Source organism: Kitasatospora dryopteridis (genome assembly GCF_050749075.1).
Lineage (GTDB): Bacteria > Actinomycetota > Actinomycetes > Streptomycetales > Streptomycetaceae > Kitasatospora.
Genome location: NZ_CP192749.1, coordinates 1109971 through 1131424, shown reverse-complemented (window position 1 = coordinate 1131424; position 21454 = coordinate 1109971). Strand labels below are relative to the sequence as shown.

At 73.5% G+C, this 21454-nt stretch carries 22 protein-coding genes; 4 read left to right on the top strand and 18 right to left on the bottom strand.

Annotated features, from left to right (window positions below; all coding sequences use genetic code 11):
- Positions 1–67: 67 nt before the first annotated feature.
- Genes ACQ614_RS05165 through ACQ614_RS05155 form a run of 3 tightly spaced genes read right to left on the bottom strand, consistent with a single transcriptional unit; the run spans position 68 to position 3449 of the window.
- Positions 68–805 carry a succinate dehydrogenase/fumarate reductase iron-sulfur subunit gene (locus tag ACQ614_RS05165; protein WP_431676969.1) on the bottom strand — a complete coding sequence of 246 codons (738 nt, stop codon included), beginning with the start codon at positions 803–805 and terminating at the stop codon, positions 68–70.
- Positions 802–2748, bottom strand: coding sequence for a fumarate reductase/succinate dehydrogenase flavoprotein subunit (locus tag ACQ614_RS05160; protein ID WP_431676968.1), 1947 nt, complete (start codon positions 2746–2748; stop codon positions 802–804). The genes ACQ614_RS05165 and ACQ614_RS05160 overlap by 4 nt, the downstream gene beginning before the upstream one ends.
- Positions 2745–3449: a succinate dehydrogenase cytochrome b subunit gene (locus ACQ614_RS05155; protein WP_431676967.1), complete on the bottom strand. Its 705-nt coding sequence runs from the start codon at positions 3447–3449 to the stop codon at positions 2745–2747. Before ACQ614_RS05155 ends, ACQ614_RS05160 begins: the two co-directional genes overlap by 4 nt.
- A 104-nt stretch (positions 3450–3553) precedes the next feature.
- Between ACQ614_RS05155 and ACQ614_RS05150 the strand changes: the two genes are divergently transcribed.
- Positions 3554–4483, top strand: a complete 930-nt coding sequence (locus ACQ614_RS05150) for a LysR family transcriptional regulator (protein ID WP_431676966.1) — start codon at positions 3554–3556, stop codon at positions 4481–4483.
- Between the two features lie 16 nt (positions 4484–4499).
- Here the strand turns inward: ACQ614_RS05150 and hypE are convergent, their stop codons facing one another.
- From hypE to ACQ614_RS05080, 14 genes are all read right to left on the bottom strand, one after another.
- A complete protein-coding gene (hypE, locus tag ACQ614_RS05145) occupies positions 4500–5573 on the bottom strand; it encodes a hydrogenase expression/formation protein HypE (protein ID WP_431676965.1) in 1074 nt (357 codons plus the stop codon).
- The gene (gene hypD, locus ACQ614_RS05140) at positions 5566–6699 is read right to left on the bottom strand and encodes a hydrogenase formation protein HypD (RefSeq protein ID WP_431676964.1); all 1134 of its coding nucleotides are present in this window, start codon (positions 6697–6699) and stop codon (positions 5566–5568) included. Before hypD ends, hypE begins: the two co-directional genes overlap by 8 nt.
- Entirely contained in the window at positions 6696–6986 is a 291-nt protein-coding gene (locus ACQ614_RS05135) for a HypC/HybG/HupF family hydrogenase formation chaperone (RefSeq protein ID WP_363489626.1), read from the bottom strand. Before ACQ614_RS05135 ends, hypD begins: the two co-directional genes overlap by 4 nt.
- 45 nt (positions 6987–7031) lie before the next feature.
- Positions 7032–9365: a carbamoyltransferase HypF gene (hypF, locus tag ACQ614_RS05130; RefSeq protein WP_431676963.1), complete on the bottom strand. Its 2334-nt coding sequence runs from the start codon at positions 9363–9365 to the stop codon at positions 7032–7034.
- Entirely contained in the window at positions 9362–10174 is an 813-nt protein-coding gene (gene hypB / locus ACQ614_RS05125) for a hydrogenase nickel incorporation protein HypB (protein ID WP_431676962.1), read from the bottom strand. Before hypB ends, hypF begins: the two co-directional genes overlap by 4 nt.
- A gap of 4 nt (positions 10175–10178) precedes the next feature.
- Positions 10179–10553 carry a hydrogenase maturation nickel metallochaperone HypA gene (locus ACQ614_RS05120; protein ID WP_431676961.1) on the bottom strand — a complete coding sequence of 125 codons (375 nt, stop codon included), beginning with the start codon at positions 10551–10553 and terminating at the stop codon, positions 10179–10181.
- Between the two features lie 133 nt (positions 10554–10686).
- Positions 10687–10788: a DUF6893 family small protein gene (locus tag ACQ614_RS05115; RefSeq protein ID WP_431676960.1), complete on the bottom strand. Its 102-nt coding sequence runs from the start codon at positions 10786–10788 to the stop codon at positions 10687–10689.
- Positions 10773–11495 carry a hydrogenase maturation protease gene (locus ACQ614_RS05110; RefSeq protein ID WP_431676959.1) on the bottom strand — a complete coding sequence of 241 codons (723 nt, stop codon included), beginning with the start codon at positions 11493–11495 and terminating at the stop codon, positions 10773–10775. Before ACQ614_RS05110 ends, ACQ614_RS05115 begins: the two co-directional genes overlap by 16 nt.
- Positions 11492–12889, bottom strand: coding sequence for a hypothetical protein (locus tag ACQ614_RS05105; RefSeq protein ID WP_431676958.1), 1398 nt, complete (start codon positions 12887–12889; stop codon positions 11492–11494). Before ACQ614_RS05105 ends, ACQ614_RS05110 begins: the two co-directional genes overlap by 4 nt.
- Positions 12886–13545: a DUF6084 family protein gene (locus ACQ614_RS05100; protein ID WP_431676957.1), complete on the bottom strand. Its 660-nt coding sequence runs from the start codon at positions 13543–13545 to the stop codon at positions 12886–12888. The genes ACQ614_RS05105 and ACQ614_RS05100 overlap by 4 nt, the downstream gene beginning before the upstream one ends.
- Positions 13542–14192 carry a DUF5947 family protein gene (locus ACQ614_RS05095; protein WP_431676956.1) on the bottom strand — a complete coding sequence of 217 codons (651 nt, stop codon included), beginning with the start codon at positions 14190–14192 and terminating at the stop codon, positions 13542–13544. Before ACQ614_RS05095 ends, ACQ614_RS05100 begins: the two co-directional genes overlap by 4 nt.
- Positions 14189–14701 (bottom strand): hypothetical protein, encoded by a 513-nt coding sequence (locus ACQ614_RS05090; RefSeq protein WP_431676955.1) that lies wholly within the window; start codon positions 14699–14701, stop codon positions 14189–14191. The genes ACQ614_RS05095 and ACQ614_RS05090 overlap by 4 nt, the downstream gene beginning before the upstream one ends.
- On the bottom strand, positions 14701–16476 hold the full coding sequence (locus ACQ614_RS05085; RefSeq protein ID WP_431676954.1) for a nickel-dependent hydrogenase large subunit: 1776 nt from the start codon (positions 16474–16476) through the stop codon (positions 14701–14703). Before ACQ614_RS05085 ends, ACQ614_RS05090 begins: the two co-directional genes overlap by 1 nt.
- Before the next feature lie 81 nt (positions 16477–16557).
- On the bottom strand, positions 16558–17643 hold the full coding sequence (locus ACQ614_RS05080) for a hydrogenase expression protein HypE (RefSeq protein ID WP_431676953.1): 1086 nt from the start codon (positions 17641–17643) through the stop codon (positions 16558–16560).
- 255 nt (positions 17644–17898) lie between these two features.
- On the opposite strand from ACQ614_RS05080, the gene ACQ614_RS05075 reads away from it, so the two are divergent.
- Genes ACQ614_RS05075 through ACQ614_RS05065 form a run of 3 tightly spaced genes read left to right on the top strand, consistent with a single transcriptional unit; the run spans position 17899 to position 20365 of the window.
- Positions 17899–18486 (top strand): helix-turn-helix domain-containing protein, encoded by a 588-nt coding sequence (locus ACQ614_RS05075; RefSeq protein WP_431676952.1) that lies wholly within the window; start codon positions 17899–17901, stop codon positions 18484–18486.
- A gap of 43 nt (positions 18487–18529) precedes the next feature.
- The gene (locus ACQ614_RS05070; RefSeq protein ID WP_431676951.1) at positions 18530–19930 is read left to right on the top strand and encodes an NAD(P)/FAD-dependent oxidoreductase; all 1401 of its coding nucleotides are present in this window, start codon (positions 18530–18532) and stop codon (positions 19928–19930) included.
- A gap of 57 nt (positions 19931–19987) precedes the next feature.
- Positions 19988–20365 (top strand): VOC family protein, encoded by a 378-nt coding sequence (locus ACQ614_RS05065; RefSeq protein ID WP_431676950.1) that lies wholly within the window; start codon positions 19988–19990, stop codon positions 20363–20365.
- 80 nt (positions 20366–20445) lie between these two features.
- Here ACQ614_RS05065 and ACQ614_RS05060 read toward each other — a convergent pair whose 3' ends face one another.
- Entirely contained in the window at positions 20446–21450 is a 1005-nt protein-coding gene (locus tag ACQ614_RS05060) for a GNAT family N-acetyltransferase (protein WP_431676949.1), read from the bottom strand.
- Positions 21451–21454: the final 4 nt, after the last annotated feature.

The window sequence follows — 21454 nt, the reverse complement described above, 5'->3', positions numbered from 1 at the left end:
TTCTCAGAGGCACGGCGCACCCTCAGGGGCGCGGGAGGTGCCCCCACGCGCCCCTATAGCGCCGCCCTCACCGCAAGGTGCTCCGCAGGAACTCCCGGTTCAGTGCCGAGATCGCCGACAGCGGGATGCCCTTGGGGCAGGCCGTCGCGCATTCGCCGGTGTTGGTGCAGCCGCCGAAGTCCTCGGCGTCCATCGCCCCGACCATGCCCCGTACCCGGCCCGACCGCTCCGGTGCGCCCTGCGGCAGCAGGTTGAGGTGCACCACCTTCGCCGCCGTGAACAGCATCGCCGAGCCGTTCGGGCAGGCCGCCACGCAGGCCCCGCAGCCGATGCAGGCGGCGTGCTCGAAGGCCGCGTCCGCCGCCTCCTTGGGCACCGGCGTGGCGTGCGCCTCCGGCGCGCTGCCGGTCGGCGCGGTGATGTACCCGCCGGCGCCGATCACCCGGTCCAGTGCGGAGCGGTCCACCACCAGGTCCTTGACCACCGGGAACGCCGCGGCCCGCCACGGCTCCACGTCGACGGTCGCGCCGTCCTCGAAGTGCCGCATGTGCAACTGGCAGGTGGTGGTGGGCTGCGGGCCGTGTGCCTGCCCGTCGATGACCATGCCGCAGGCGCCGCAGATCCCCTCGCGGCAGTCGTGGTCGAAGGCCACCGGCTCCTCGCCGCGCAGCGCCAGCGTCTCGTTGAGGGTGTCCAGCATCTCCAGGAAGGACATGTCGGGGCTGATCTCCCCGACCTGGTAGGTGGTGAAGCCGCCGGGCTCGTCCGGGCCGGCCTGCCGCCAGATCCGCAGGGTGAGGTTCATGCGTAGCTCCGCTGGGTGGGGTGGACGTACTCGAAGGAGAGCTGCTCCCGGTGGAGCACGGGGGCGCGGCCGGTGCCGGTGAACTCCCAGGCGGCGGCGTACGAGAAGGCCTCGTCGTCGCGCAGCGCCTCGCCCTGCGCGGTGCGGCTCTCCTCGCGGAAGTGACCGCCGCAGGACTCGGTGCGGTGGAGTGCGTCCAGGCACATCAGCTCGGCGAGTTCGAGGTGGTCGGCGACCCGGTTGGCCTTCTCCAGCTGCTGGTTGAGGCTCTCCCCGCTGCCCGGCACGGTGACCCGCCGCCAGAACTCCTCACGCAGTTCCGGGATGCGCGCCAGCGCGCGGCGCAGCCCGGCGTCCGTGCGGGCCATCCCGCAGTCGTCCCACATGATCCGGCCGAGTTCGCGGTGGAAGGACTCGGGGGTACGGTCGCCGCGCACCGCGAGCAGCCGCTCCAGCCGGTCCACCACCTCCTGCCGAACGCTGGCGACCTGCGGGTCACCGGGGTCGAGCGGCTCCGAACCCTGCCGCGCCAGGTAGTCGTTGAGCGCCGGCGGCAGGACGAAGTAGCCGTCGGCCAGGCCCTGCATCAGGGCGCTGGCGCCGAGCCGGTTGGCGCCGTGGTCGGAGAAGTTGGCCTCGCCGATCGCGAACAGGCCCGGCACGGTGGTCTGCAGGTCGTAGTCCACCCACAGCCCGCCCATGGTGTAGTGCACCGCGGGGTAGATCCGCATCGGCACCCGGTACGGGTCCTCCGCGGTGATCCGCTCGTACATCTCGAAGAGGTTGCCGTAGCGCGCGGAGACCGTGTCGCGGCCCAGCCGGGCGATGGCGTCCGCGAAGTCCAGGTACACGCCCTGGCCGCCCGGCCCGACGCCGCGGCCCTCGTCGCAGACCGCCTTGGCGGCACGGGAGGCGATGTCGCGCGGCACCAGGTTGCCGAAGGACGGATACATCCGCTCCAGGTAGTAGTCCCGTTCGGCCTCGGGGATCTCCGCGGGCGGGCGGGCGTCCCCGGCCGCCTTCGGCACCCAGATCCGGCCGTCGTTGCGCAGCGACTCGCTCATCAGGGTGAGCTTCGACTGGTGGTCGCCCGAGCGGGGGATGCACGTCGGGTGGATCTGGGTGAAGCACGGGTTGCCGAACCACGCGCCGCGGCGGTGAGCCCGCCAGACCGCGGTGGCATTGGAGTTCTTGGCGTTGGTCGACAGGTGGAAGACGTTGCCGTACCCGCCGGTGGCCAGCACCACCGCGTCCGCGAGGTGCGTGCCGACCTCGCCGGTCACCAGGTCGCGGGCGACGATCCCGCGGGCCCGGCCGCCGACCACCACCAGGTCGAGCATCTCGGTGCGAGGGTGCATCTCCACCCCGCCGCCGGCGATCTGCCGCGACAGCGCCTGGTAGGCGCCGAGCAGGAGCTGCTGGCCGGTCTGCCCCCGGGCGTAGAAGGTCCGCTGCACCTGCACCCCGCCGAACGAGCGGGTGTCCAGCAGGCCGCCGTACTCGCGGGCGAACGGCACGCCCTGCGCCACGCACTGGTCGATGATCTCCACCGAGATCTGCGCCAGCCGGTGCACATTGGACTCCCGCGCCCGGAAGTCGCCGCCCTTGACGGTGTCGTAGAACAGCCGCCGCACGCTGTCGCCGTCGTTGCGGTAGTTCTTCGCCGCGTTGATGCCGCCCTGTGCGGCGATCGAGTGCGCCCTGCGCGGTGAGTCCTGGAAGCAGAACTGCACCACCCGGTAGCCCTGTTCGGCGAGCGTCGCCCCGGCCGAGGCACCGGCCAGGCCGGTGCCGACCACGATCACGGTGTGCTTGCGGCGGTTCGCCGGGTTGACCAGCTTCGCCTCGAACCGCCGCCGGTCCCAGCGCTGTTCGATCGGCCCGGCGGGCGCCTTGGTGTCGGCGACCGGCTCGCCGACGGTGTAGTCCAGGTACGGGGTCACTTCACCGCTCCGATCATCACGGCCACCGGCACGGCGAGGAACCCGGCCGTCAGCACCAGCGCCAGTACGTTCGCCGTCGCCTTCAACACCCGGTCGCGGCGTGCGTTGTTGAGGCCGAGGGTCTGCGCGGCGCTCCAGAATCCGTGCCGCACGTGCAGCCCGACGGCCAGCATGGCCACGATGTAGATCCCGCCGCCGTACCAGGTGGAGAAGGACGCCACCACGTTCTGGTACGGGTGGCCCTCCTCGGCCCGCGGGTTCACCGTCAGCGTGGTCAGGTCCAGGATGTGCCAGACGATGAACAGCGCCAGGATCACCCCGCCCCAGCGCATCGTCCGGGTCGCGTAGCTCGCCCGCGCCCGGCGCCGCGCGTACTTCTGCGGCCGCGCCGCCAGATCGCGCCGGCTCAGCTGGTACGCGGCGACGCCGTGCGCCACCACCGAGGCCAGCAGCACCAGCCGGGCGATCCACAGGAACCAGGCGTGCCCGAGGAAGGGCTGCCCGACGGTGCGCAGCCACGCCGCGTAGCCGTTGAGGTCGTCCGGCCCGAAGAAGATCTTCAGATTCCCCAGCATGTGGGCCACCAGGTACAGCAGCATCACCGCACCGCTGGCGGCCATCACCGCCTTCTTGCCGATCGTCGAACCCCACAGCGCCGCCAGGGCGTGCCGGGGCCGACGCGTTCCAGTCGCCAGAGCCATGCGCTCCACGCTAGGAACGGCACCTACCCGCCGTCCAAGACATGAAAGGGCTCGCCACGATAGGCTCAGGCTATTAAAATCAGGGGCGACCCCAGGTGGGCATCGTGCAACTCCAGCAGCTCCGCTACTTCACCGCCGTCGCCGAGCTCGGCAACTTCACCCGGGCCGCCGAGCGGCTGCACGTCGCGCAGCCCTCGCTCTCCCAGCAGATCAAGGCGCTGGAGCGGGAGCTGGGCGCCGAACTGCTGCACCGCACCCGCGGTGCCACCACCCCCACCGATGCGGGCGAGGCCCTGCTGCCGCTGGCCCGCCGCATCCTCGCCGACACCGACAGTGCCCGCCTGGCCGTCCAGGAGACCGTCCAGTTGCGCCGCGGCCGGGTCCGCCTCGGTGCGCCGCCCAGCCTCTGCGTCAGCCTGCTGCCGGACGTGCTCGGCGCCTTCAGGGGCCGCTTCCCCGGTGTCGACCTGCAGATCAGCGAGGGCGGTTCCGGCGACCTGGTGGCCGCGCTGGACGCCGGCGAGCTCGACCTGGCGCTGATCGTCTCCCCGAGCCCCGGCGGCGGCACCCTGCCGACGCTCGCGGTCACCCCGCTGCTGCACGAGGACCTGGTGCTGGTCTCCGCCCGGCCGCTGCCCCACCAGGCCGTCGCCGTCGAGGAGTTGCGCGATCGGCCGCTGGTGATGTTCCGCACCGGGTACGCACTGCGCGACGCCACCCTGGCGGCCTGCCGGGAGGCCGGTTTCGAGCCGCGCTTCGCCGTCGAGGGCGGCGAGATGGACGCCGTGCTCGGCTTCGTCCGGGCCGGGCTCGGGCCCGCCGTGGTGCCCGCCATGGTCGCGGCCCGCTCCGGCCTGCCCACCGCCCGCTTCACCGGTGCCGGCCTCGGCCGCACCGTCTCGCTCGCGCACGGCCGGGACATCCCGCTCGGCCGCGCCGCCGACCGGATGCGCGCCACCGTCGCGGAGCAGCTCGCCGCACAGGCACGGCGCGGCGAACTGCCGGAAGGCACCCGGCTGCTCGCCGCACCGTGACCGGCGGCGGTACCGCTCAGCAGATCCGCGGCAGCTGCTCGCCGACCGGCAGGTCGATCACCCGCGTCCCGCCGAGTGCGGTCCGCGCGACCACCATCCCGGGGTGGTCGGCCACGCACTCGCCGATCACCGCCGCGCCCGCGCCGAGCGGGTGCGCCCGCATCGCCGCCAGCACCGCCTCGGCGTGCTCCCGCGGCACGAACGCGACCAGCTTGCCCTCGTTGGCCACGTACAGCGGGTCAAGGCCGAGGATCGCGCAGGCGTTGGCGACCTCGGGCGGGACGGGGATGCTGCGCTCCTGGACGACCACGCCGACCCCGGCGGCCGCCGCGATCTCGTTGAGCGAGGCGCCGAGCCCACCGCGGGTGGGGTCGCGCAGTACGTGCAGGTCCGGGGTGACCGCCAGCATCGCCTGCACCAGGCCGCCGAGCGGGGCGCAGTCGCTCTGCACGCCGACCCCGAACTCCAGGCCCTCGCGGACGCTCATCACGGCGACGCCGTGCAGCCCGATCGGCCCGCTGACGATCACCACGTCGCCCGGTTCGGCGCGCTGCGGCCGAATGTCGACCCCGGCCGGGATCAGCCCGATGCCGGCGGTGTTGAGGTAGATCCCGTCGCCGCGGCCGGCCTCGACGACCTTGGTGTCGCCGGTGGCCACCTCGACCCCGGCGGCCCGTGCCGCCGCGCCGAGCGCCTGGGCGACCCGGGCCACCTGGGCGGTCTCCACGCCCTCCTCCAGGATGAACCCGCAGGACAGGTAGGCGGCCGTGGCGCCGCTCATCGCCAGGTCGTTGACGGTGCCGTTGACGGCCAGGTCGCCGATGCTGCCGCCGGGGAAGAACAGCGGCCGCACCACGTAGGAGTCGGTGGAGAAGGCGAGCCGCACCCCGCCGAGGGTGACGGCCGCGGAGTCGCCGAGCGCGGCCAGCACCGGGCCGCCGAAGGCGGGCGCGAAGACGTGCTCGACGAGTTCGGCGGAGAGCGCCCCGCCGCCGCCGTGCCCCATCACCACCCGCGGGTGGTCGCGCAGCGGCAGCGGGCAGGACCAGTTGGAGAAGTCGGGTGCGGCGAGGGTGTCGGTGTCAGGCAACGGGGCTCGCCTCCAGCGGGGCGGCGGGTGCGGCGGGCGCACCCAGGCGGCGGTACAGGTAGTAGGCGGCGCAGGCGCCCTCGCTGGAGACCATGGTCGCGCCCAGCGGGTTGCGCGGGGTGCAGACGGTGCCGAAGGCCTCGCACTGGTGCGGCTTGAGCAGCCCCTGCAGCACCTCGCCGGCCCGGCAGGCGGCCGGCTCGCAGGTGTTCACGCCGCCCACGTCGAAGCGGTGCTCGGCGTCGAATTCGCGGTAGCGCGACGACAGCCGCCAGCCGCTCTGCGGGATGGTGCCGATGCCGCGCCAGGCCCGGTCGGTGGTCTCGAAGACGTCGGCGAGCATGGCCTGCGCGGCCGGGTTGCCCTCGTCGCGCACCGCCCGCGGGTACGCGTTGTCCACCGTGTGCTCGCCGCGCTCCAGTTGGCGGACGGTGCGGCGGATGCCCTCGAGGATGTCCAGCGGCTCGAAGCCGGTGACCACGATCGGCACCTTGAACCGCTCGGCGAGTTCCGGGTACTCGGCGGTGCCCATCACGGAGCAGACGTGCCCGGCGGCGAGGAAGCCCTGCACCCGGCACTCCGGCGACTGCATGATCGCCTCGATCGCCGGGGGCACCCGCACGTGGGAGACCAGCAGGCTGAAGTTGCCGATGCCGCGCTTCTTCGCCTGGTACACCGTCATGGCGTTGGGCGGGGCGGTGGTCTCGAAGCCGATGCCGAAGAACACCACCTGCTTGTCCGGGTTCTGCTCGGCGACCCGCAGGGCGTCCAGCGGCGAGTACACCACGCGGACGTCACCGCCCTCGCCGCGCACCCGGAACAGGTCGCGGTCGGTGCCCGGCACCCGCAGCATGTCGCCGAACGAGCAGAAGATCACCTCGGGCCGGGAGGCGATCTCCAGCGCCTTGTCGATCACCTCCAGCGGGGTGACGCACACCGGGCAGCCCGGCCCGTGGATCAACTCGATCCCCTCGGGCAGCAGTTGGTCGATGCCGTGCCGGATGATGGTGTGCGTCTGGCCGCCGCAGACCTCCATCAGCGCCCACGGCCGGGTGACCGAGGCGCGGATGTCGTCCAGCAGCCGCCGGGCGAGGTCCGGGTTCTGGAACTCCTCCAGGTACTTCACTTCTTCTCCGCCTCCTTCGGGGCGCCCGCGGCGGCCTCCCACGGATCGCCGAACTCCTCCTGCAGCAGGCCCAGTTCCTCGAAGAGTTCGAGCGTGCGGCGGGCCGACTCCTCGTCCAGGCGCTGCAGCGCGAACCCGACGTGCACGATCGCGTACTCGCCGACCGCCAGGTCGGGCAGGTACTCCAGGCACACGTCCTTGACCACGCCGCCGAAGTCCACGACGGCCATCCGTGTGCCGTCGCGCTCCTCGATCTCCATCACCCTGCCGGGCACCGCCAGGCACATCGGGGTCTCCTCGTTCGTCCTCCGGGGGCGGCTTGCCCCCGGTCTTCAGCTGCCGGTCCGGGCGGCGACCACGAGCTGGCCGAGCGCCAGACCGCCGTCGTTGGGCGGCACCAGCCGGTGCCGCAGCACGGTGAAGCCGGCCGCCCGCAGCCGGTGCAGGCAGTCCTCGGTGAGCAGGGCGTTGCCGAACACCCCGCCGGTCAGTGCCGCGGCGGTGAGCCCGGTCCGCTCGCGCGCCTCGGTGCACAGCCGCTCCACCAGGGCGGCCACGGCCGAGTGGAAGCGCCGGGCGACGACCCCGGCGGGCTCCCCGGCCGCGACATCGGCCACCACGGCCGCGAGCACCGGGCCCGGGTCGGCGACCAGCGCGGCCGCGCCGTCGCCCGCGCCCGGCCGCAGCCCGAAGGCGTACGGCCGGTCGTCGGCGGCCGCGTCCAGTGCGGCCGCCTCCAACTCCACGGCGGCCTGGGCCTCGTAGCCGACCCGGTGGCAGACGTCGGCCAGCGAGGAGACGGCGTCGAACAGCCGGCCCATGCTGGAGGTCGGCACGCAGTTCAGCTCGCGCGCCAACTGCTGCTTCAGCACTGCCAGTTCCTCGGCCGGACAGGTCGCCGTGCAGGGCAGGTCGGGAGCCCAGGGCAGGCCCGCCGCGTACAGGTGGGCAAGGGCCATCCGGTACGGCCGCTCCACCGCGGCGTCCCCGCCGGGCAGCGGCACGTAGCCGAGCTGTGCGAAACGCTCGAAGCCGTCGTAGTCGGCGAGCAGGACCTCGCCGCCCCAGACCGCGCCGTCCTCGCCGTAGCCGGTGCCGTCGAAGGCGACGCCGATGACCTTCCCGGTGCCGTCCAGGCCGTGCTCGGCCATCGCGGAGGCGATGTGCGCATGATGGTGCTGCACGGTGCGGACCTCGCGCCTGCCGGCCTCGCGGCGCGCCCACAGGGCGGAGCGGTACCGCGGGTGCCGGTCGGCCGCCAGCAGCTCCGGACGGACCCCGGTGACGGCCGCCAACTGGCGCACGGCGCGACCGAATCCGGCGAGCGTGGCCAGGTCGTCCATGTCGCCGACGTGCCCGGACGGCCAGGCGGTGCGGCCCGCTGCCAGGGCGAAGGTGTTCTTGAGGTCGCCGCCGACCGCGAGCACCGGGCGGACCTCGACCGGCAGCGGCACCGGCAGCGGTGCGTAGCCGCGCGAGCGCCGGACGGGCAGCACCTCGCCGTCCACGACCCGTACCACCGAGTCGTCGCAGGGCACGTGGATCGGCCGGTTGTGCGCCAACCAGCCGTCCACCAACGGCGCGAGGCGCTCCAGCGCCTCGTCGTCGTCGGTGACGATGGGCTCGCCGGACAGATTGCCGCTGGTCATCACCAGCAGCCGCGGCCCGTCCGGGTCGCCGGGCAGGCCGAGCAGCAGCCGGTGCAGCGGGGTGTACGGCAGCATGATGCCGAGGTCGGGGCAGCGCGGTGCGACACCGCCGGCGATCCCGTCCTCGTACGGCCTGCGGCGCAGCAGCACGATCGGGCGGGCGGGCGACTCGAGGGCCTCCCGTTCGGCGTCGCCGAGGTGCACCAGCGCGGCCGCCTGGGCGGTCGAACCGGCCATCACCGCAAAGGGTTTGTCGCCGCGGCGCTTGCGCCTGCGGAGTTCCGCGACGGCGGCGGCGCTGCCCGCGTCGCACACCAGGTGGTAGCCGCCGAGGCCCTTGACGGCGAGCACGGCGCCGGCGGCCAGCATAGCCCGGGCGCCGTCCAGCGCCCGGGACCCGGTGCGCGGCGCCCGTCCGGGCACGGTGAGCGAGAGGGTGGGCCCGCAGGCGTGGCAGCAGATCGGCTGGGCGTGGAAGCGCCGGTCGGCCGGGTCGCGGTACTCGCGGGAGCAGTCCTCGCACATCGGGAAACCGGCCATGGTCGTGGCGGCCCGGTCGTACGGCAGGTCGGTGACGATGGTGAACCGCGGCCCGCAGTTGGTGCAGGTGATGAACGGGTGGCGGTGCCGCCGGTCGGCCGGGTCGGCGAGTTCGGCCAGGCAGTCGGCGCAGGTGGCGGTGTCCGCCGGGATGAGGGTGCGGCTGCCGCCGCCGCCCGTGGACGGCACGATGGCGAAGCCCGGGTCTCCGGTGGCCTCGATCGCCTCGTGCAGCACGGAGAGGACCCGGGCCAGCGGCGGTGCGTCGCCGGCGATCCGCCGGCAGAACGCCTCGACGGCGTCGGGGCGGCCCTCCACCTCGGCGAGCACGCCCTCGCCGGTGTTGGTGACGTGCCCGGTCAGTTGCAGCTCCCCGGCGAGCGAGTGCACGAACGGGCGGAACCCCACGCCCTGCACGATGCCGCCGACCCGGACCCGGCGGCGCTCGACGGACGGCGCCGACGGCTCGGCCGTCACGAGGCGTCCAGCGGCAGCTCCGCCGGTGCCCCGTGCGCGTGCCCGTGGCTGTGCAGGTGGCCGTCCTCGTGACTGTGGCCGTGGCCGGCGGTCTGCGGCGGCCCGTGGTGGTGCCCGGCGGCGGGCACGCCCATCACCGGCCGGTGCACGGCGCCGCCGTCCAGCACGGCGCAGGCGCGGTCCAACAGCTGCCCGACGCCCTCCCCGGTGCGCGCCGAGGTGAAGACCACCTCGACCCCCGGGTTGACCCGCTCGATGTTGGCGAGGAAGGACTTCTCGTCGAAGCCGACCGCGTCCGCGAGGTCCGCCTTGGTCACCACCACCAGGTGGGCCAGCCCGAAGGCGGTCGGGTACTTCAGCGGCTTGTCCTCGCCCTCGGTCACCGAGGCGAGCGCCACCCGCAGGCTCTCCCCGAGGTCGTACGAGGCCGGGCAGACCAGGTTGCCGACGTTCTCCACGAAGAGCAGCCGGGTGTCGTCCGGCAGCCAGCCGTCCAGGTGGCGGGCGAGCATCGCCGCCTCCAGGTGGCACAGCCCGTCGGTGAGCACCTGCTTGACGGGGGCACCGGAACGGGCCAGCCGCAGGGCGTCGTTCTCGGTGGCGAGGTCCGCGGTGAGGGCGGCGGCGGGGATGCCGCGCTGCCCGGCGAGCACCAACTCGGCTTCCAGCAGCGCGGTCTTGCCGCTGCCCGGGCTGGAGAGCAGGTTCACCGCGACGGTGCCGCGGGCCGCGAGCGCCGCCCGCAGTTCCCGGGCGGCGTCCTCGTTGCGGGCGAGCACGGCCTGCTGGAGGTCGATGACTCGGCACATGGCGTCAGCCTTCCTGGTCGGCGTACGCCGGACGGTCCGCCCAGCGGACGCTGCGGATCTGCAGCTCCCGCCCGGCCACGAGCTCGGTGCCGGCGCCGTCGCCGCACCCCGGGCAGGTCAGCTCCGGCGGCATCCCGACCGCCCAGCCGGTGCCGCAGGCCGTGCACCTCGCCTGCCCCGGAACGGTCTCGGCGACCAGCTCGGCGCCTTCCAGGACCGTTCCGGCGCAGGCGAGTCCGAAGCAGAAGTGCAGCGAGTCGGGCACCACGCCGGCCAGTTCGCCGACCTGCAGCACCACCGACTCGACCCGGCCGGCCCCCTCGGGGGAGGCCTGCGCCACCTGCTCCACCACGGCCATGGCGATCGACATCTCGTGCATCGGCACCCCGTTCCGCGGCTGGAGGCGGTGACCGTCCGGTCGGCCACCATTACAGGCCGCTGCCCCGGGGTGCCGGGTGCGCCGCGCCGAGCGGGCGGCGCGGGCTTACGCCATTCGCAGCATCGCGCCGCGGTCACATCTGCCGGATGCGCAGGTACCGCTTGATGTCCGGAAGGCTCTGGACGAGCACGGCGGCCGCGGCGGCGCTCAGAAGGATGATCAGGAGCTTGCGCATGAGGGTGCCTCTCTGTCGGTGGTGTCTTGGACCGGCCGGCAATCGGGGGGCGGCGTCGCGACGCCATGGCTCTCGCCCGAACGGGTTCTCCTCGGTCGCCGCAGCTCCGCTGCCACTCCCTCGTCGGCACCGCCCGGACTCGGCCCTGCCGCCGCTCCTTCACCCACCCCCCGATTGCCGGCCGGTCTTCGTTCGGGAAGGTCGGCGGGCCCGCCGTCGAGGAGCCGGAGGACCACGGCGACGGCCTCGTCCACGGCCGCGGCGACCGGGGCGCTGAGCCCCATGCCCTCCTCGACCGACTCCGGTTCGCAGCCCACCACGAACACCTGCCGCGGCGGGCTGCCGCCGGTGCCGGCGCTGAGCGTGGCGAGCAGCGCCAGGACGGCGTCCGGGCCCATCCGGTGGCCGTCCAGGGCGGGCGCCTGCGGCTCGATCGCACCGGGCGCCGGTGCCTCCAGCAGGTACACCGTGCCGGGTGCGCCTCCGCGTTCGGTGGCGTCGACCAGGACGAGCGTGTCGTAGCCGTCCAGCAGCCGGTACGCCAGGTGCACGCCGCGCACCCCGATGTCGGCCACCTCGACGCCCTCGGGCAGCGGGCGGCCGGTGAGCCTGCGCACCGCCTCGACGCCGAAGCCGTCGTCGCCGAGGAAGATGTTGCCGACCCCGGCGACCAGGACCCGGCCCGCGGTCTCCCGGCGGTCCGTCATGACTCCTCCGCGAGGGCGAGTTCGTCCGGCTGGAAGTACAGGAAGCGGCCCTGGGCCCGCCACAGGTCGGCGCCCGGGTCGCCCTCCACGGTCACCGCCAGGTGCACCGCGCCGTCGACGTCCTGCAGCACCGCCTCGACCAGCGCGGTGCGGCCCTGCAGGAAGAGGTCCTGGGCGTCGGTGCGGCGCCGGCCGGGCCGCAGCACGACCTTGTCGCCCGCGCCGACCGGCCGGCCGTCGATCACCACCCGGTCGCGGGCCGGGTCCACGCCCGGGTCGCCGCCCGGGTCCCACCACGGGGTGTCCGGGCGGACGCCGGGGACGGCGGCCTCGGCGGGCGGGCCCGCCGTCACCTCGCGCAGCGCCCGTACGGCGCCGTGCAGACGCTCCATCACCTCCGGCGGCAGCGAGTCCGCCAGGTCGACCGCGGCGCCGGCCCGCTCGTCCGTGCCGCGGGCCTCCCGCTTCTCCCGCTCGGTCAGTGCGGAGGTGCGCAGCGCCAGGATCTCGTCGATCTCGGTGCCGTCGTACAGCGAGCCGGGGCTCTCCGGCGCCACCTGCGGGTGGTCCTCCAGGATGATCGGGGAGGACAGCACCACGTCGGCGCGGCCGTCGTCGCCGGCGAGCACCGGCCAGGTGCGCCGGTTCCGGCACTCGGCGACGGCCTCCTTGGCCCACTCCGGCGGGTCGGTCATCGACACGAAGGAGCCGCTGTCCAGGCCGAGCAGCAGGTGCGCGGAGACCAGCGAGTGCGCCAGCGCCTCCTCCCGGCCCTCCTCGGGGCCGGCCGTCCACACCGTGGTGTTCTCCACCACCGCGCGCAGCCGGTACGCCGCGTAGGGGCCGGGCAGCGGCTGCAGCCGCACCCGCAGCACGCCGTCGACCTGGGCGCAGCGCCGCACCGTCCGGCCGACCGTCCGCCCGTCCTCGCCCTCGCGCACCGCCTCGATCTCGGTGCGGGCCGGGCAGTGCACCGGCACGGCGACCTCGCCGGCCAGCAGCTCGTCGACGGTCGCGGACAGCTGGACGCGCTCCTCGGCGCCCTCGTCCCACGGCGTCAGGACCCGGTCGGCGAGCTCCAGGGCCTCGGTGTCCTCGTGCCCGCCGTCCTCGCGCAGCCGCTGCACGGTGCGCCGCTGGACGCGCAGGAAGCGCAGTTCGGCGCTGATCGTGGCGCCGCGCCGCGGCTCCACCAGGAGCTCGGTGCACTGGTCGGGGTGTTCGCCGCTGCCCTCGCCGAAGCCCGGCGGCACCAGGACGCCGAACTGCCAGCGCAGCCGGTTCTTGGCGGACGAGGCCCGGTACGGGTACAGCACGTAGCCCTCGAACAGCACGGCGTCGGCGATCTGCCGGGCGCCGGCGAACCGCTCGGCGGCGGGGCGGACGGTGCTCATCGGGCTGCCTCCTCGGCCAGCGCGGGGCTGCCCGCGGCGGCCAGCAGCGCGCGCACGGTGGCCTCCCAGGAGGGCAGGCCGTGCCGGGAACGGTAGGCCAGCAGCTCGTCCATGGTGTCCCGGGGGAGCCGCAGCCAGCCACAGCCGGGGAAGTGCTGCTCCATCGCCTCCCGCCACACCCGCACCGGCAGGCGGACCCTGGTCTCCTTGTGCCAGGGCACCGGCTGCACGGCGAAGCCGTCCGCGCCGGTGAAGACGGTGCCGGAGAACAGCATCAGCAGCGGCACGTCGCCGTCGGTGAGCGAGGCGAAGTAGCGGGTCGCCGCGATGTCCAGGTCGTAGCTGACCGGCACCGGCAGCTCCACCTCGGTACTGCCGGTGAAGCCCGGCACCATCAGCGGGACCTGCGCGAACTGCACCGGGTTCAGGCTGGTGCCCCAGCGGGACCGCTCGCCGAAGAGGTCGCCGAGCCGCTCGGCCTCCGTGTCGTCGTAGCTGCGCCTCGCGGGCTCGATGCGCAGCTGGCAGCGGAGCGCCAGGGCGTGCACCCGGGCGCCGCCGGAGCCGATCCGCAGCCGGAAGAGCAGGGTCGGCCCGGCGGCGTACCGGTCGCCCTGCACCCCGGTGCAGTCGAAGGTCAGGTCACAGGTCGTCACGGGGTGTCCTCGGTCAGGGGCCGGGCGAGGCCGGCGAGGCGGTCGAAGAAGCCGTCCAGCTCGGCGTGGGCCGCGGGGCCGCCGTCGAAGCCCTGCCAGTGCAGCCGCATCCGCCCGACCAGTTCGTAGCAGGCGTCGACCGGCACCAGGTGGCAGGTCGTCACGCCGTGGGCGCGGCGCAGCAGCAGCGCCTCGACGTCCGGTTCCAGCATCGCCGCGAGCCGGGTGCGGCCGAGGACGGCCTGCCAGGACTCCGGGTCGAGTTCGCTTTCCGCGGGGCCGGCCGGGCTCGGGTAGAGCGCGACCAGCCGGTCCAGTTCGGCGTTGCGGAGGAAGAAGACGGTGGAGACCGGGATCTGCAGCGCCTCCCAGTCGGCGCCGTCGATGCCGTGGCCGGGGTCGACCAGGTAGCGGCGGGGCACGCCGCGGTACCGGCCGCCGGCCGCGCCGGGCTGCTCGAACAGCATGGCGCAGGCGGTGCAGGCACAGGCGAGCGCGCGCTGGGAGGTGTCGGCGAGGTGCCGGTGCTCCGGGGGGAGTCCGGCGCCGCAGAAGGTGCAGCGTTCCGGGCGGGGCGCCGCGGGCCTGCGCAGTCGGCGCAGGACCGCGGCACCCCCGCCCGGGGCGTCGGTGGCGGGCGTGGTCATCCGGCGTCCGCCCCCACCGGGGGCCGTCGGCCGATCTGCAGCAGGGCGGGCTGCGGGGCGGCCTGCTCCAGCCGGATGTCCGTCACCTCGGGGGCGAAGCAGGCGAGTACGGCCGCCACGTCCCGCCGCAGCGACTCCTCGCCGCCGCAGCCGCAGCCGCCGGGGGCGGTGCGCAGCCGCACCGACCCGGCCTCGGCGGCGTAGCCGATCAGCTCGGCCGGGCGCCCGGGGAGGGACGCGAGCGCCCGTCTGATCCGTTGCTGCACGCCCTCCGGGTGGAGTTCGTGCAGCACCAGCAGCCCGGACACCACCTGATCGTCGAGCAGCGCGGCCGGCACGGCGGCGCCGTTCGCGGTCAGCAGCGCGACCAGCCGGGCCAGTCCCTCGCCGTAGAACGCCATGAGCTCGCGGACGAGGTCCTCGGCCGCGGCGACGGCCGCCTCGTCCGCCTCGCCGGCCAGGCGGTCCAGGACTTCCTGGACGCGCCGGCCGGCCGTCTCCGCGGTCATCAGGCGAGCCCGCTCAGGCCGGTGGGGACGTGCATCTTCTGCACCGTCCGGCCGTCGCCGACGTACATGTGCACGCCGCAGGGCAGGCACGGGTCGAAGCTGCGCACGGCCCGCATGATGTCGATGCCCTTGAAGTTCTCCGGGGTGTTCTCCTCGAAGATCGGCGTGTTCTGCACCGCGTCCTCGTACGGTCCCGGGGTGCCGTAGCTGTCGCGGACGCTGGCGTTCCACGGGGTCGGCGGGTACGGGTGGTAGTTGGCGATCTTGCCGTCGCGGATCACCATGTGGTGCGACAGCACGCCGCGGACGGCCTCGGTGAAGCCGCAGCCGATGGACTCGTCCGGTACCTCGAACTTCTCCCAGGTCTGGGTGCGCCCGGCGCGGACCTCGTCCAGCGCCTTCTCGGCGAAGTGCAGGGCGCAGGCGGCGGCGTAGGCCTGGAAGTAGGTGCGGGCGCGGTTGCGCTCCAGCGCGTTGGACCACTGCGGGATCTTCCACTCGAAGGTGGTCTCCGGCTTGGTCATGGTCTTCGGCAGGTTGATGACGACGCTGTGGCCGGTGGCCTTGACGTAGCCGATGTCGACCAGGCCGGAGAGCGCGGTGGACCACAGGCGGGCGATCGGGCCGCCGCCGGTGTCCAGGGCGAGGTGGTCCTTGCCGTCGAACCAGCGCGGGGACATCACCCAGCTGTACTTGTCGTCGAAGTTCCGCTTCTGCGGCTGCGGGATGGTGTGCTGGTTCCACGGGTGCCGCGGGTCGACGGGGTTGCCGAGCGGGTCGTGGGTGACGAAGAGCTCCTGCCCCTCCCAGTCCTGGTAGTAGGAGCTGCCGAGCAGGATGCGGATGCCCAGGTTGATCTGCGTGAGGTCGTTGGTGACGAGCTTTCCGTCCACGATGACGCCCGGGGTGACGAACATCCGCCGGCCCCAGTCCGTCATGTTGCGGTACGTGAAGTCGCAGTGGTCGGGGTCGTTGAGGCTGCCCCAGCAGCCGAGCAGGATGCGCCGGCGGCCGACCTCCTCGTAGCCGGGCAGGGCCTCGTAGAAGAAGTCGAAGAGGTCGTCGTGGAGCGGGACGACGCGCTTCATGAACTCCACGTAGCGGGTCAGCCGGCTGAGGTAGTCGGTGAACAACTGCACGGTGGCGACCGTGCCGACGCCCCCGGGGTAGAGCGTGGAGGGGTGCACGTGGCGGCCCTCCATCAGGCAGAACATCTCCCGGGTGTACCGGCTGACCTGCAGCGCCTCGCGGTAGAACTCGCCCTCGATGGGGTTGAGCGAGCGCATGATGTCGGCGATGGTCTTGTAGCCGTGCTCGGCGGCGTGCGGGGCCTCGGTGCGCTCGGCGCGCTCCAGCACGCCGGGGTTGGTCTCGCGGACCATCTTCTCGCAGTAGTCGACCCCGACCAGGTTCTCCTGGAAGATGTTGTGGTCGAACATGTACTCGGCGGCCTCGCCGAGGTTGATGATCCACTCGCCCAGGTGCGGGGGCTTCACCCCGTACGCCATGTTCTGCGTGTAGACCGAACAGGTGGCGTGGTTGTCGCCGCAGATGCCGCAGATCCGGCTGGTGATGAAGTGCGCGTCGCGCGGGTCCTTCCCGCGCATGAACACGCTGTAGCCGCGGAAGACCGACGAGGTGCTGTAGCACTCGGCGACCTTCTTCTGCTTGAAATCGATCTTCGTGTGGATGCCCAGGCTGCCCACGATCCGGGTGATCGGGTCCCAGGACATCTCCATCAGGCCGTCGCCGGTCGGCTTCGCTGTCGTCGCCATCGGGAGTGTGTGCCCTTCGTCGTTGCGTCGGGGAGCAGGGGTGGACGCCGCGCGCCGTCCGGCGCGCGGCGTCCGGTGCGGTCACCAGGGGGTGCGGTAACCGGTGGTCAGCTTGCGGCCGGTGCGCCGCCACTTGGGCTCCTTGTCCACCGTCCTCGCGGTGATGGAGCGCAGGCGGCGGATGGCGGCCCCGTAGGCCTCGCTGGCGGTCGCGGAGACCCGGGCGCCCGGGGGCTCGTCCATGAAGGGCATGAACTTGTCCGGGAAGCCGGGCATGGTGCAGGCGATGCAGACGCCGCCCACGTTCGGACAGCCACCGACGCCGTTGATCCAGCCGCGCTTGGGCACGTTGCACTTGACGACCGGGCCCCAGCAGCCGAGCTTCACCAGGCACTCGGGCTCGCCGTACGCCTCCGCGAACTGGCCCTGCTCGTAGTAGCCGCCGCGGTCGCAGCCCTCGTGGACGGTCGCGCCGAACAGCCAGGTCGGCCGCAGCTTGTCGTCCAGCGGGATCATCGGGGCCGAACCCGCCAGCTGGTACAGCAGGTAGGTCAGCGTCTCGGAGAAGTTGTCCGGCTGGATCGGACAGCCCGGTACGCAGACGATCGGCAGCCCGGCCTTGGACGTCCAGTCCCAGCCCAGGTAGTCGGGCACACCCATGGCGCCGGTCGGATTGCCCGCCATGGCATGGATTCCGCCGTACGTGGCACAGGTGCCGATCGCGACCACGGCGGTGGCCTTGGGGGCGAGGCGGTCGAGCCACTCGCTGGTGGTGATCGGCTGGCCGGTCTCCGGGTTGTCGCCGAAGCCGCACCAGTAGCCCTCGGGCTTGATCGACTCGTTGGGGATGGATCCCTCCACCACCAGCACGAACGGCTCGAGTTCGCCGCGGTCGGCCTTGAAGAACCACTCGACGAAGTTGTCCGCGCCCTGCACCGGGCCGCACTCGAAGTCGATCAGCGGCCAGTGCACCGCGATCTCCGGCAGGCCCGGCAGGGCTCCGGTGACGATCTCCTCGATGCTCGGCTGCATCGCGGCGGTCAGCGAGACCGAGTCGCCGTCACAGCTCAGACCGGCGTTGATCCAGAGGATGTGCACCGGCGGCTGCTTGCCGGCCGGTGCCCCGCCCTGGCCTTCGGCCTGGGCAGTGGTAGCCGTAGCACCCATGTGGATGCCTCCTAGAAACGGGGATGAGACCGGACAAAACGGACTCAATGCTTTTCATAGCAGCGTCCGTGCTCCTCCGCCCGGGCGAACGGCCGACAGGGTCGCTCGAACGGACTCAGCCGGAAGCGGGCGCAACGGCGTGTCCTGCGGCCCCTTGTGCCGCCCCGTCGGGCGGCATACGGTGTGTTCCGCCCGATCGAACGCATCGTTTGGTCGGCGCCCCCGCCCGTCCGTCCGAGCCGAACCGGGTGTCCCATGACCGATCAGACGGCCGCTGCCGCACCGGATGCGGACCTGCAGGCCCTCGGCGCCCGCATCCGCGGCTACCGGGAGATGCGCGGCCTGTCGCTGCGCGGCCTCGGCGAGGCGGCCGGCGCCAGCCCGGGCTTCCTCAGCCAGGTCGAACGCGGCCTCGCCGGCGCCAGCATCGGGATGCTCCGCAGGATCGCCGGCGCCCTCGGCCTCACCATGGCCGATCTCTTCGACCAGGACACCCCCGCAGGCCCCCGCGTCGTCCGCCGCGCCGAGCGCCCCGCCCTGCACACCGCCCCCGGCACCCGCAAGTACCTCGTCTCGCAGCGGCCGCTCTCCCACCTGGAGGTCTACGCGGGCGAGTTCGACCCCGGCACCTCGACCGGCGAGGAGGCGTACAGCCACGGCGACTCCCAGGAGATCCTGGTCGTCCTCGCCGGCAGCGTCACCGTCGAGCTCGACGGGCACCCGTACACCCTGCGCACCGGCGACAGCCTCGACTACCGCACCTCCGCGCCGCACCGGGTGGCCAACACCTCGGACGGCCCCGCCGAGGTGCTCTGGATCATCAGCCCGGCCACCCCGGACTGACCGACCTCCCCCGACCGGACCGACCCCCACCGAGGCAGCGAACATGAGCCCCACCCGGCCCGCCGGACCCGCCCGCACCAACGGCGCCGTCTCCTTCTGGTACGCCGACGGCCTGCCCGACCGCCGCCCCGCCCTGGACGGCGACCTCGACGTGGACGTCGCCCTCGTCGGCGGCGGCTACACCGCCCTGTGGACCGCCTACTACCTCAAGCAGGCCGAGCCCTCGCTGCGGATCGCCGTCCTGGAGAAGGAGTTCGCCGGGTTCGGCGCCTCCGGCCGCAACGGCGGCTGGCTCACCTCCGCGCTGCCCGGCCAGTTCCGCCGCTACGCCGCCGCCCACGGCCGGCCCGCCGCCGTGGCCATGCAGAAGGCCATGTTCGCCACCGTCGACGAAGTGATCTCGGTGGCCGCCGCCGAGGGCATCGACGCCGACATCCGCAAGGACGGCGAGCTGCACGTCGCCGTCGGCCCCGTCCAGGAGCAGCGGATGCTCGCCCACCTGCCCGCCCTGCGCGGCGAGGGCTGGGACGAACAGGACATGGTCCGCCTCGGCGCCGGCGAACTCGCCGACCGGGTGCGCGTCGCCGGTGCCCGCGGCGCCCTGTGGACACCGCACACCGCCCGTATCCACCCGGCCAAGCTGGTCCGCGGCCTCGCCGCCGCCGTCGAACGGCTCGGCGTCACCGTGTACGAGGACACCGAGGTCGTCGCGATCCGCCCCGGCGCAGCCGTCTGCCGCCGCGGCACCGTCCGCGCCCGGTACGTCGTCCGCGCGCTGGAGGGCTTCACCGCCGGGATGGCGGGCCACCGCCGCACCTGGGTGCCGATGAACAGCAGCATGGTCGTCACCGCGCCGCTGGACCGACAGGTCTGGGACGAGATCGGCTGGCAGGGCGCCGAGGTCCTGGGGGACGAGGCGCACGCCTACTGCTACCTCCAGCGCACCGCGGACGACCGGATCGCCATCGGCGGCCGCGGCGTCCCCTACCGCTTCGGTTCGCACGTCGACACCCGGGGCGAGACGCACGTCTCCACGCAGCGCGGCCTCGCCGAGCTGCTCGGCCGGCTGTTCCCCGCCGCGGCCGGTGCCCCGATCGACCACGCCTGGTCCGGGGTGCTCGGCGTGCCCCGCGACTGGTGCGCCACCGTCCAGCTCGACCCGGCGACCGGGCTCGGCGCCGCCGGCGGCTACGTCGGCCACGGCGTCGCCACCGCCAACCTCGCCGGCCGCACCCTGCGGGACCTGGTGCTCGGCCACGACACCGAACTCACCCGGCTGCCCTGGGTCGGCCGCAAGGTGCGCGGCTGGGAGCCCGAACCGCTGCGCTGGCTCGGCATCCGCGGCCTGTACGTCGCCTACCGCGCGCGCCCGGCGCGCGAGGCGGCCGGGCTCGGACGGACCTCGCTGATCGCCCGCGCCGCCGACCTGCTGAGCGGCCGCTGACGACCCGTCGGTGATTGCGGCCAGGAACTGGCCTGTATGCGGGGCACACTACCGGGCATGACGACATTCCGTGGCCTCGCAACCATCCGCTACCACGCCGACGACCTGGCCGAGGCGCGCCGCTGGTACACCGAATTCCTGGGTGTGGAGCCGTACTTCGAGCAGCCCCAGTACATCGAGTTCCGGCTCGGCGACCACTCGCAGGAGCTCGGCATCTCGCGCACCCCCTCCGCCCCGGCCGGCGTGGTCGCCTACTGGCACGTGGACGACGTCGACGCGGTGATGGCCCGGCTGCTGGAGCTCGGTGCGAAGGAGCACGAGCCGTTGCGGAACTACGGCGGCTTCCGGGCCGGCGCCGTGCTCGACCCGTTCGGCAACATCCTCGGCGTGATGCACAACCCGCATTACCTGGAAGTCCTGGCGGGCCGCAGCTGAGCCCCTCGGGACGTACCCGGGCGGGCAATTCAGGTGCCCGCGGCGCCGCTTGTGTGCCCGATGTTCTGCCGGGGCGGGTTTCAGGACCGGGTGTCGGGCTCCCAGAGGGGCTTGAGCTGGGCGATCCAGGTGTCCTTGACGGTGAATCCGACGTGGCCGTAGAGGCCGAGGGCGCCGGTCGGGGAGTCCGCGTCGACGCCCAGCGAGGCGGTGGCGAAGCCGTCCTCGCGGGCCTGGGCGAGGGTGTGCGCCAGCAGGGCGGAGGCGATGCCGCGCTTGCGGCCGGCGCGGCAGGTGCCGACCAGGGAGATGTAGAGGTCGCGCTTTCCGGTGGCCTCGGCGTGCGCGGCGTACTCCTCGCCGAGCACGAAGCCGAGCGGGCGGCCGTCGGCGCCGCCGTCCGCGGTGTCGTAGGCGATCGAGCTCAGGCCCGGGCGGAAGGCCGGATTGGCCGTCATGTGGACCCAGCTCTCCACCGTGGACTCGGTGGAGCCCCAGTGGTCGCGGAAGGCGTCGTTGCGCAGCAGCCGGGCGTCCTCGGAACGCTCGGGGGTGAAGCCGCGGACCTCGACCCCGTCCGGTGCCGGGATGTCCGGCAGCGGCTCCAGCAGGTCGCGGGTCATGCCGTGGAACCACCGCGACGCCGTGTAGCCGTGCGCCGCGTACAGCTCCCCGGCGGGGGTGTTGCGGGACAGGCTGGAGCTGTAGAGGGTCAGCGGGCGGTCCGGGTAGCGGTCCAGGTGGATCGGCAGCGCCGCCTGCTCCGCCCACTCCAGCAGTGCGGCGCCGATGCCGCGGCCGCGGTGGGCCGGGTGGACACCGCCCAGGTAGTACAGCTCGTGCACCGGGTCGGCGGCCGTCCGGGCCTTCAGATAGCCGTAGCCGACCATCTTCGGGCCGTCGTAGAAGGCGATCGATCCGCGCGGGAAGTCGCAGTACGGGTCGGCCAGGTACTCGTGGAGGTCGTCCGGGCCGTGGTGTTCGTCCTCCCGGTCCTCGGCCTCGATGGCGGCCAGCAGCTCCAGCCACTCGCCGATCTGGTCGGCGTCGATCGGCCGCCGGTCGTAACGTGCGTCAGTGCCCATACCG

Bases quoted from the DNA above. Each gene is read 5' to 3' on its own strand.
- ACQ614_RS05065 (WP_431676950.1), top strand. From the start codon at position 19,988: ATGACGACATTCCGTGGCCTCGCAACCATCCGCTACCACGCCGACGAC.
- ACQ614_RS05120 (WP_431676961.1), bottom strand. From the start codon at position 10,553: ATGCACGAGATGTCGATCGCCATGGCCGTGGTGGAGCAGGTGGCGCAG.
- ACQ614_RS05060 (WP_431676949.1), bottom strand. From the start codon at position 21,450: ATGGGCACTGACGCACGTTACGACCGGCGGCCGATCGACGCCGACCAG.
- ACQ614_RS05075 (WP_431676952.1), top strand. From the start codon at position 17,899: ATGACCGATCAGACGGCCGCTGCCGCACCGGATGCGGACCTGCAGGCC.
- ACQ614_RS05085 (WP_431676954.1), bottom strand. From the start codon at position 16,476: ATGGCGACGACAGCGAAGCCGACCGGCGACGGCCTGATGGAGATGTCC.
- hypB (WP_431676962.1), bottom strand. From the start codon at position 10,174: ATGTGCCGAGTCATCGACCTCCAGCAGGCCGTGCTCGCCCGCAACGAG.
- ACQ614_RS05155 (WP_431676967.1), bottom strand. From the start codon at position 3,449: ATGGCTCTGGCGACTGGAACGCGTCGGCCCCGGCACGCCCTGGCGGCG.
- ACQ614_RS05165 (WP_431676969.1), bottom strand. From the start codon at position 805: ATGAACCTCACCCTGCGGATCTGGCGGCAGGCCGGCCCGGACGAGCCC.
- ACQ614_RS05115 (WP_431676960.1), bottom strand. From the start codon at position 10,788: ATGCGCAAGCTCCTGATCATCCTTCTGAGCGCCGCCGCGGCCGCCGTG.
- ACQ614_RS05105 (WP_431676958.1), bottom strand. From the start codon at position 12,889: ATGAGCACCGTCCGCCCCGCCGCCGAGCGGTTCGCCGGCGCCCGGCAG.
- ACQ614_RS05110 (WP_431676959.1), bottom strand. From the start codon at position 11,495: ATGACGGACCGCCGGGAGACCGCGGGCCGGGTCCTGGTCGCCGGGGTC.
- ACQ614_RS05090 (WP_431676955.1), bottom strand. From the start codon at position 14,701: ATGACCGCGGAGACGGCCGGCCGGCGCGTCCAGGAAGTCCTGGACCGC.
- ACQ614_RS05095 (WP_431676956.1), bottom strand. From the start codon at position 14,192: ATGACCACGCCCGCCACCGACGCCCCGGGCGGGGGTGCCGCGGTCCTG.
- ACQ614_RS05135 (WP_363489626.1), bottom strand. From the start codon at position 6,986: ATGTGCCTGGCGGTGCCCGGCAGGGTGATGGAGATCGAGGAGCGCGAC.
- ACQ614_RS05080 (WP_431676953.1), bottom strand. From the start codon at position 17,643: ATGGGTGCTACGGCTACCACTGCCCAGGCCGAAGGCCAGGGCGGGGCA.
- ACQ614_RS05070 (WP_431676951.1), top strand. From the start codon at position 18,530: ATGAGCCCCACCCGGCCCGCCGGACCCGCCCGCACCAACGGCGCCGTC.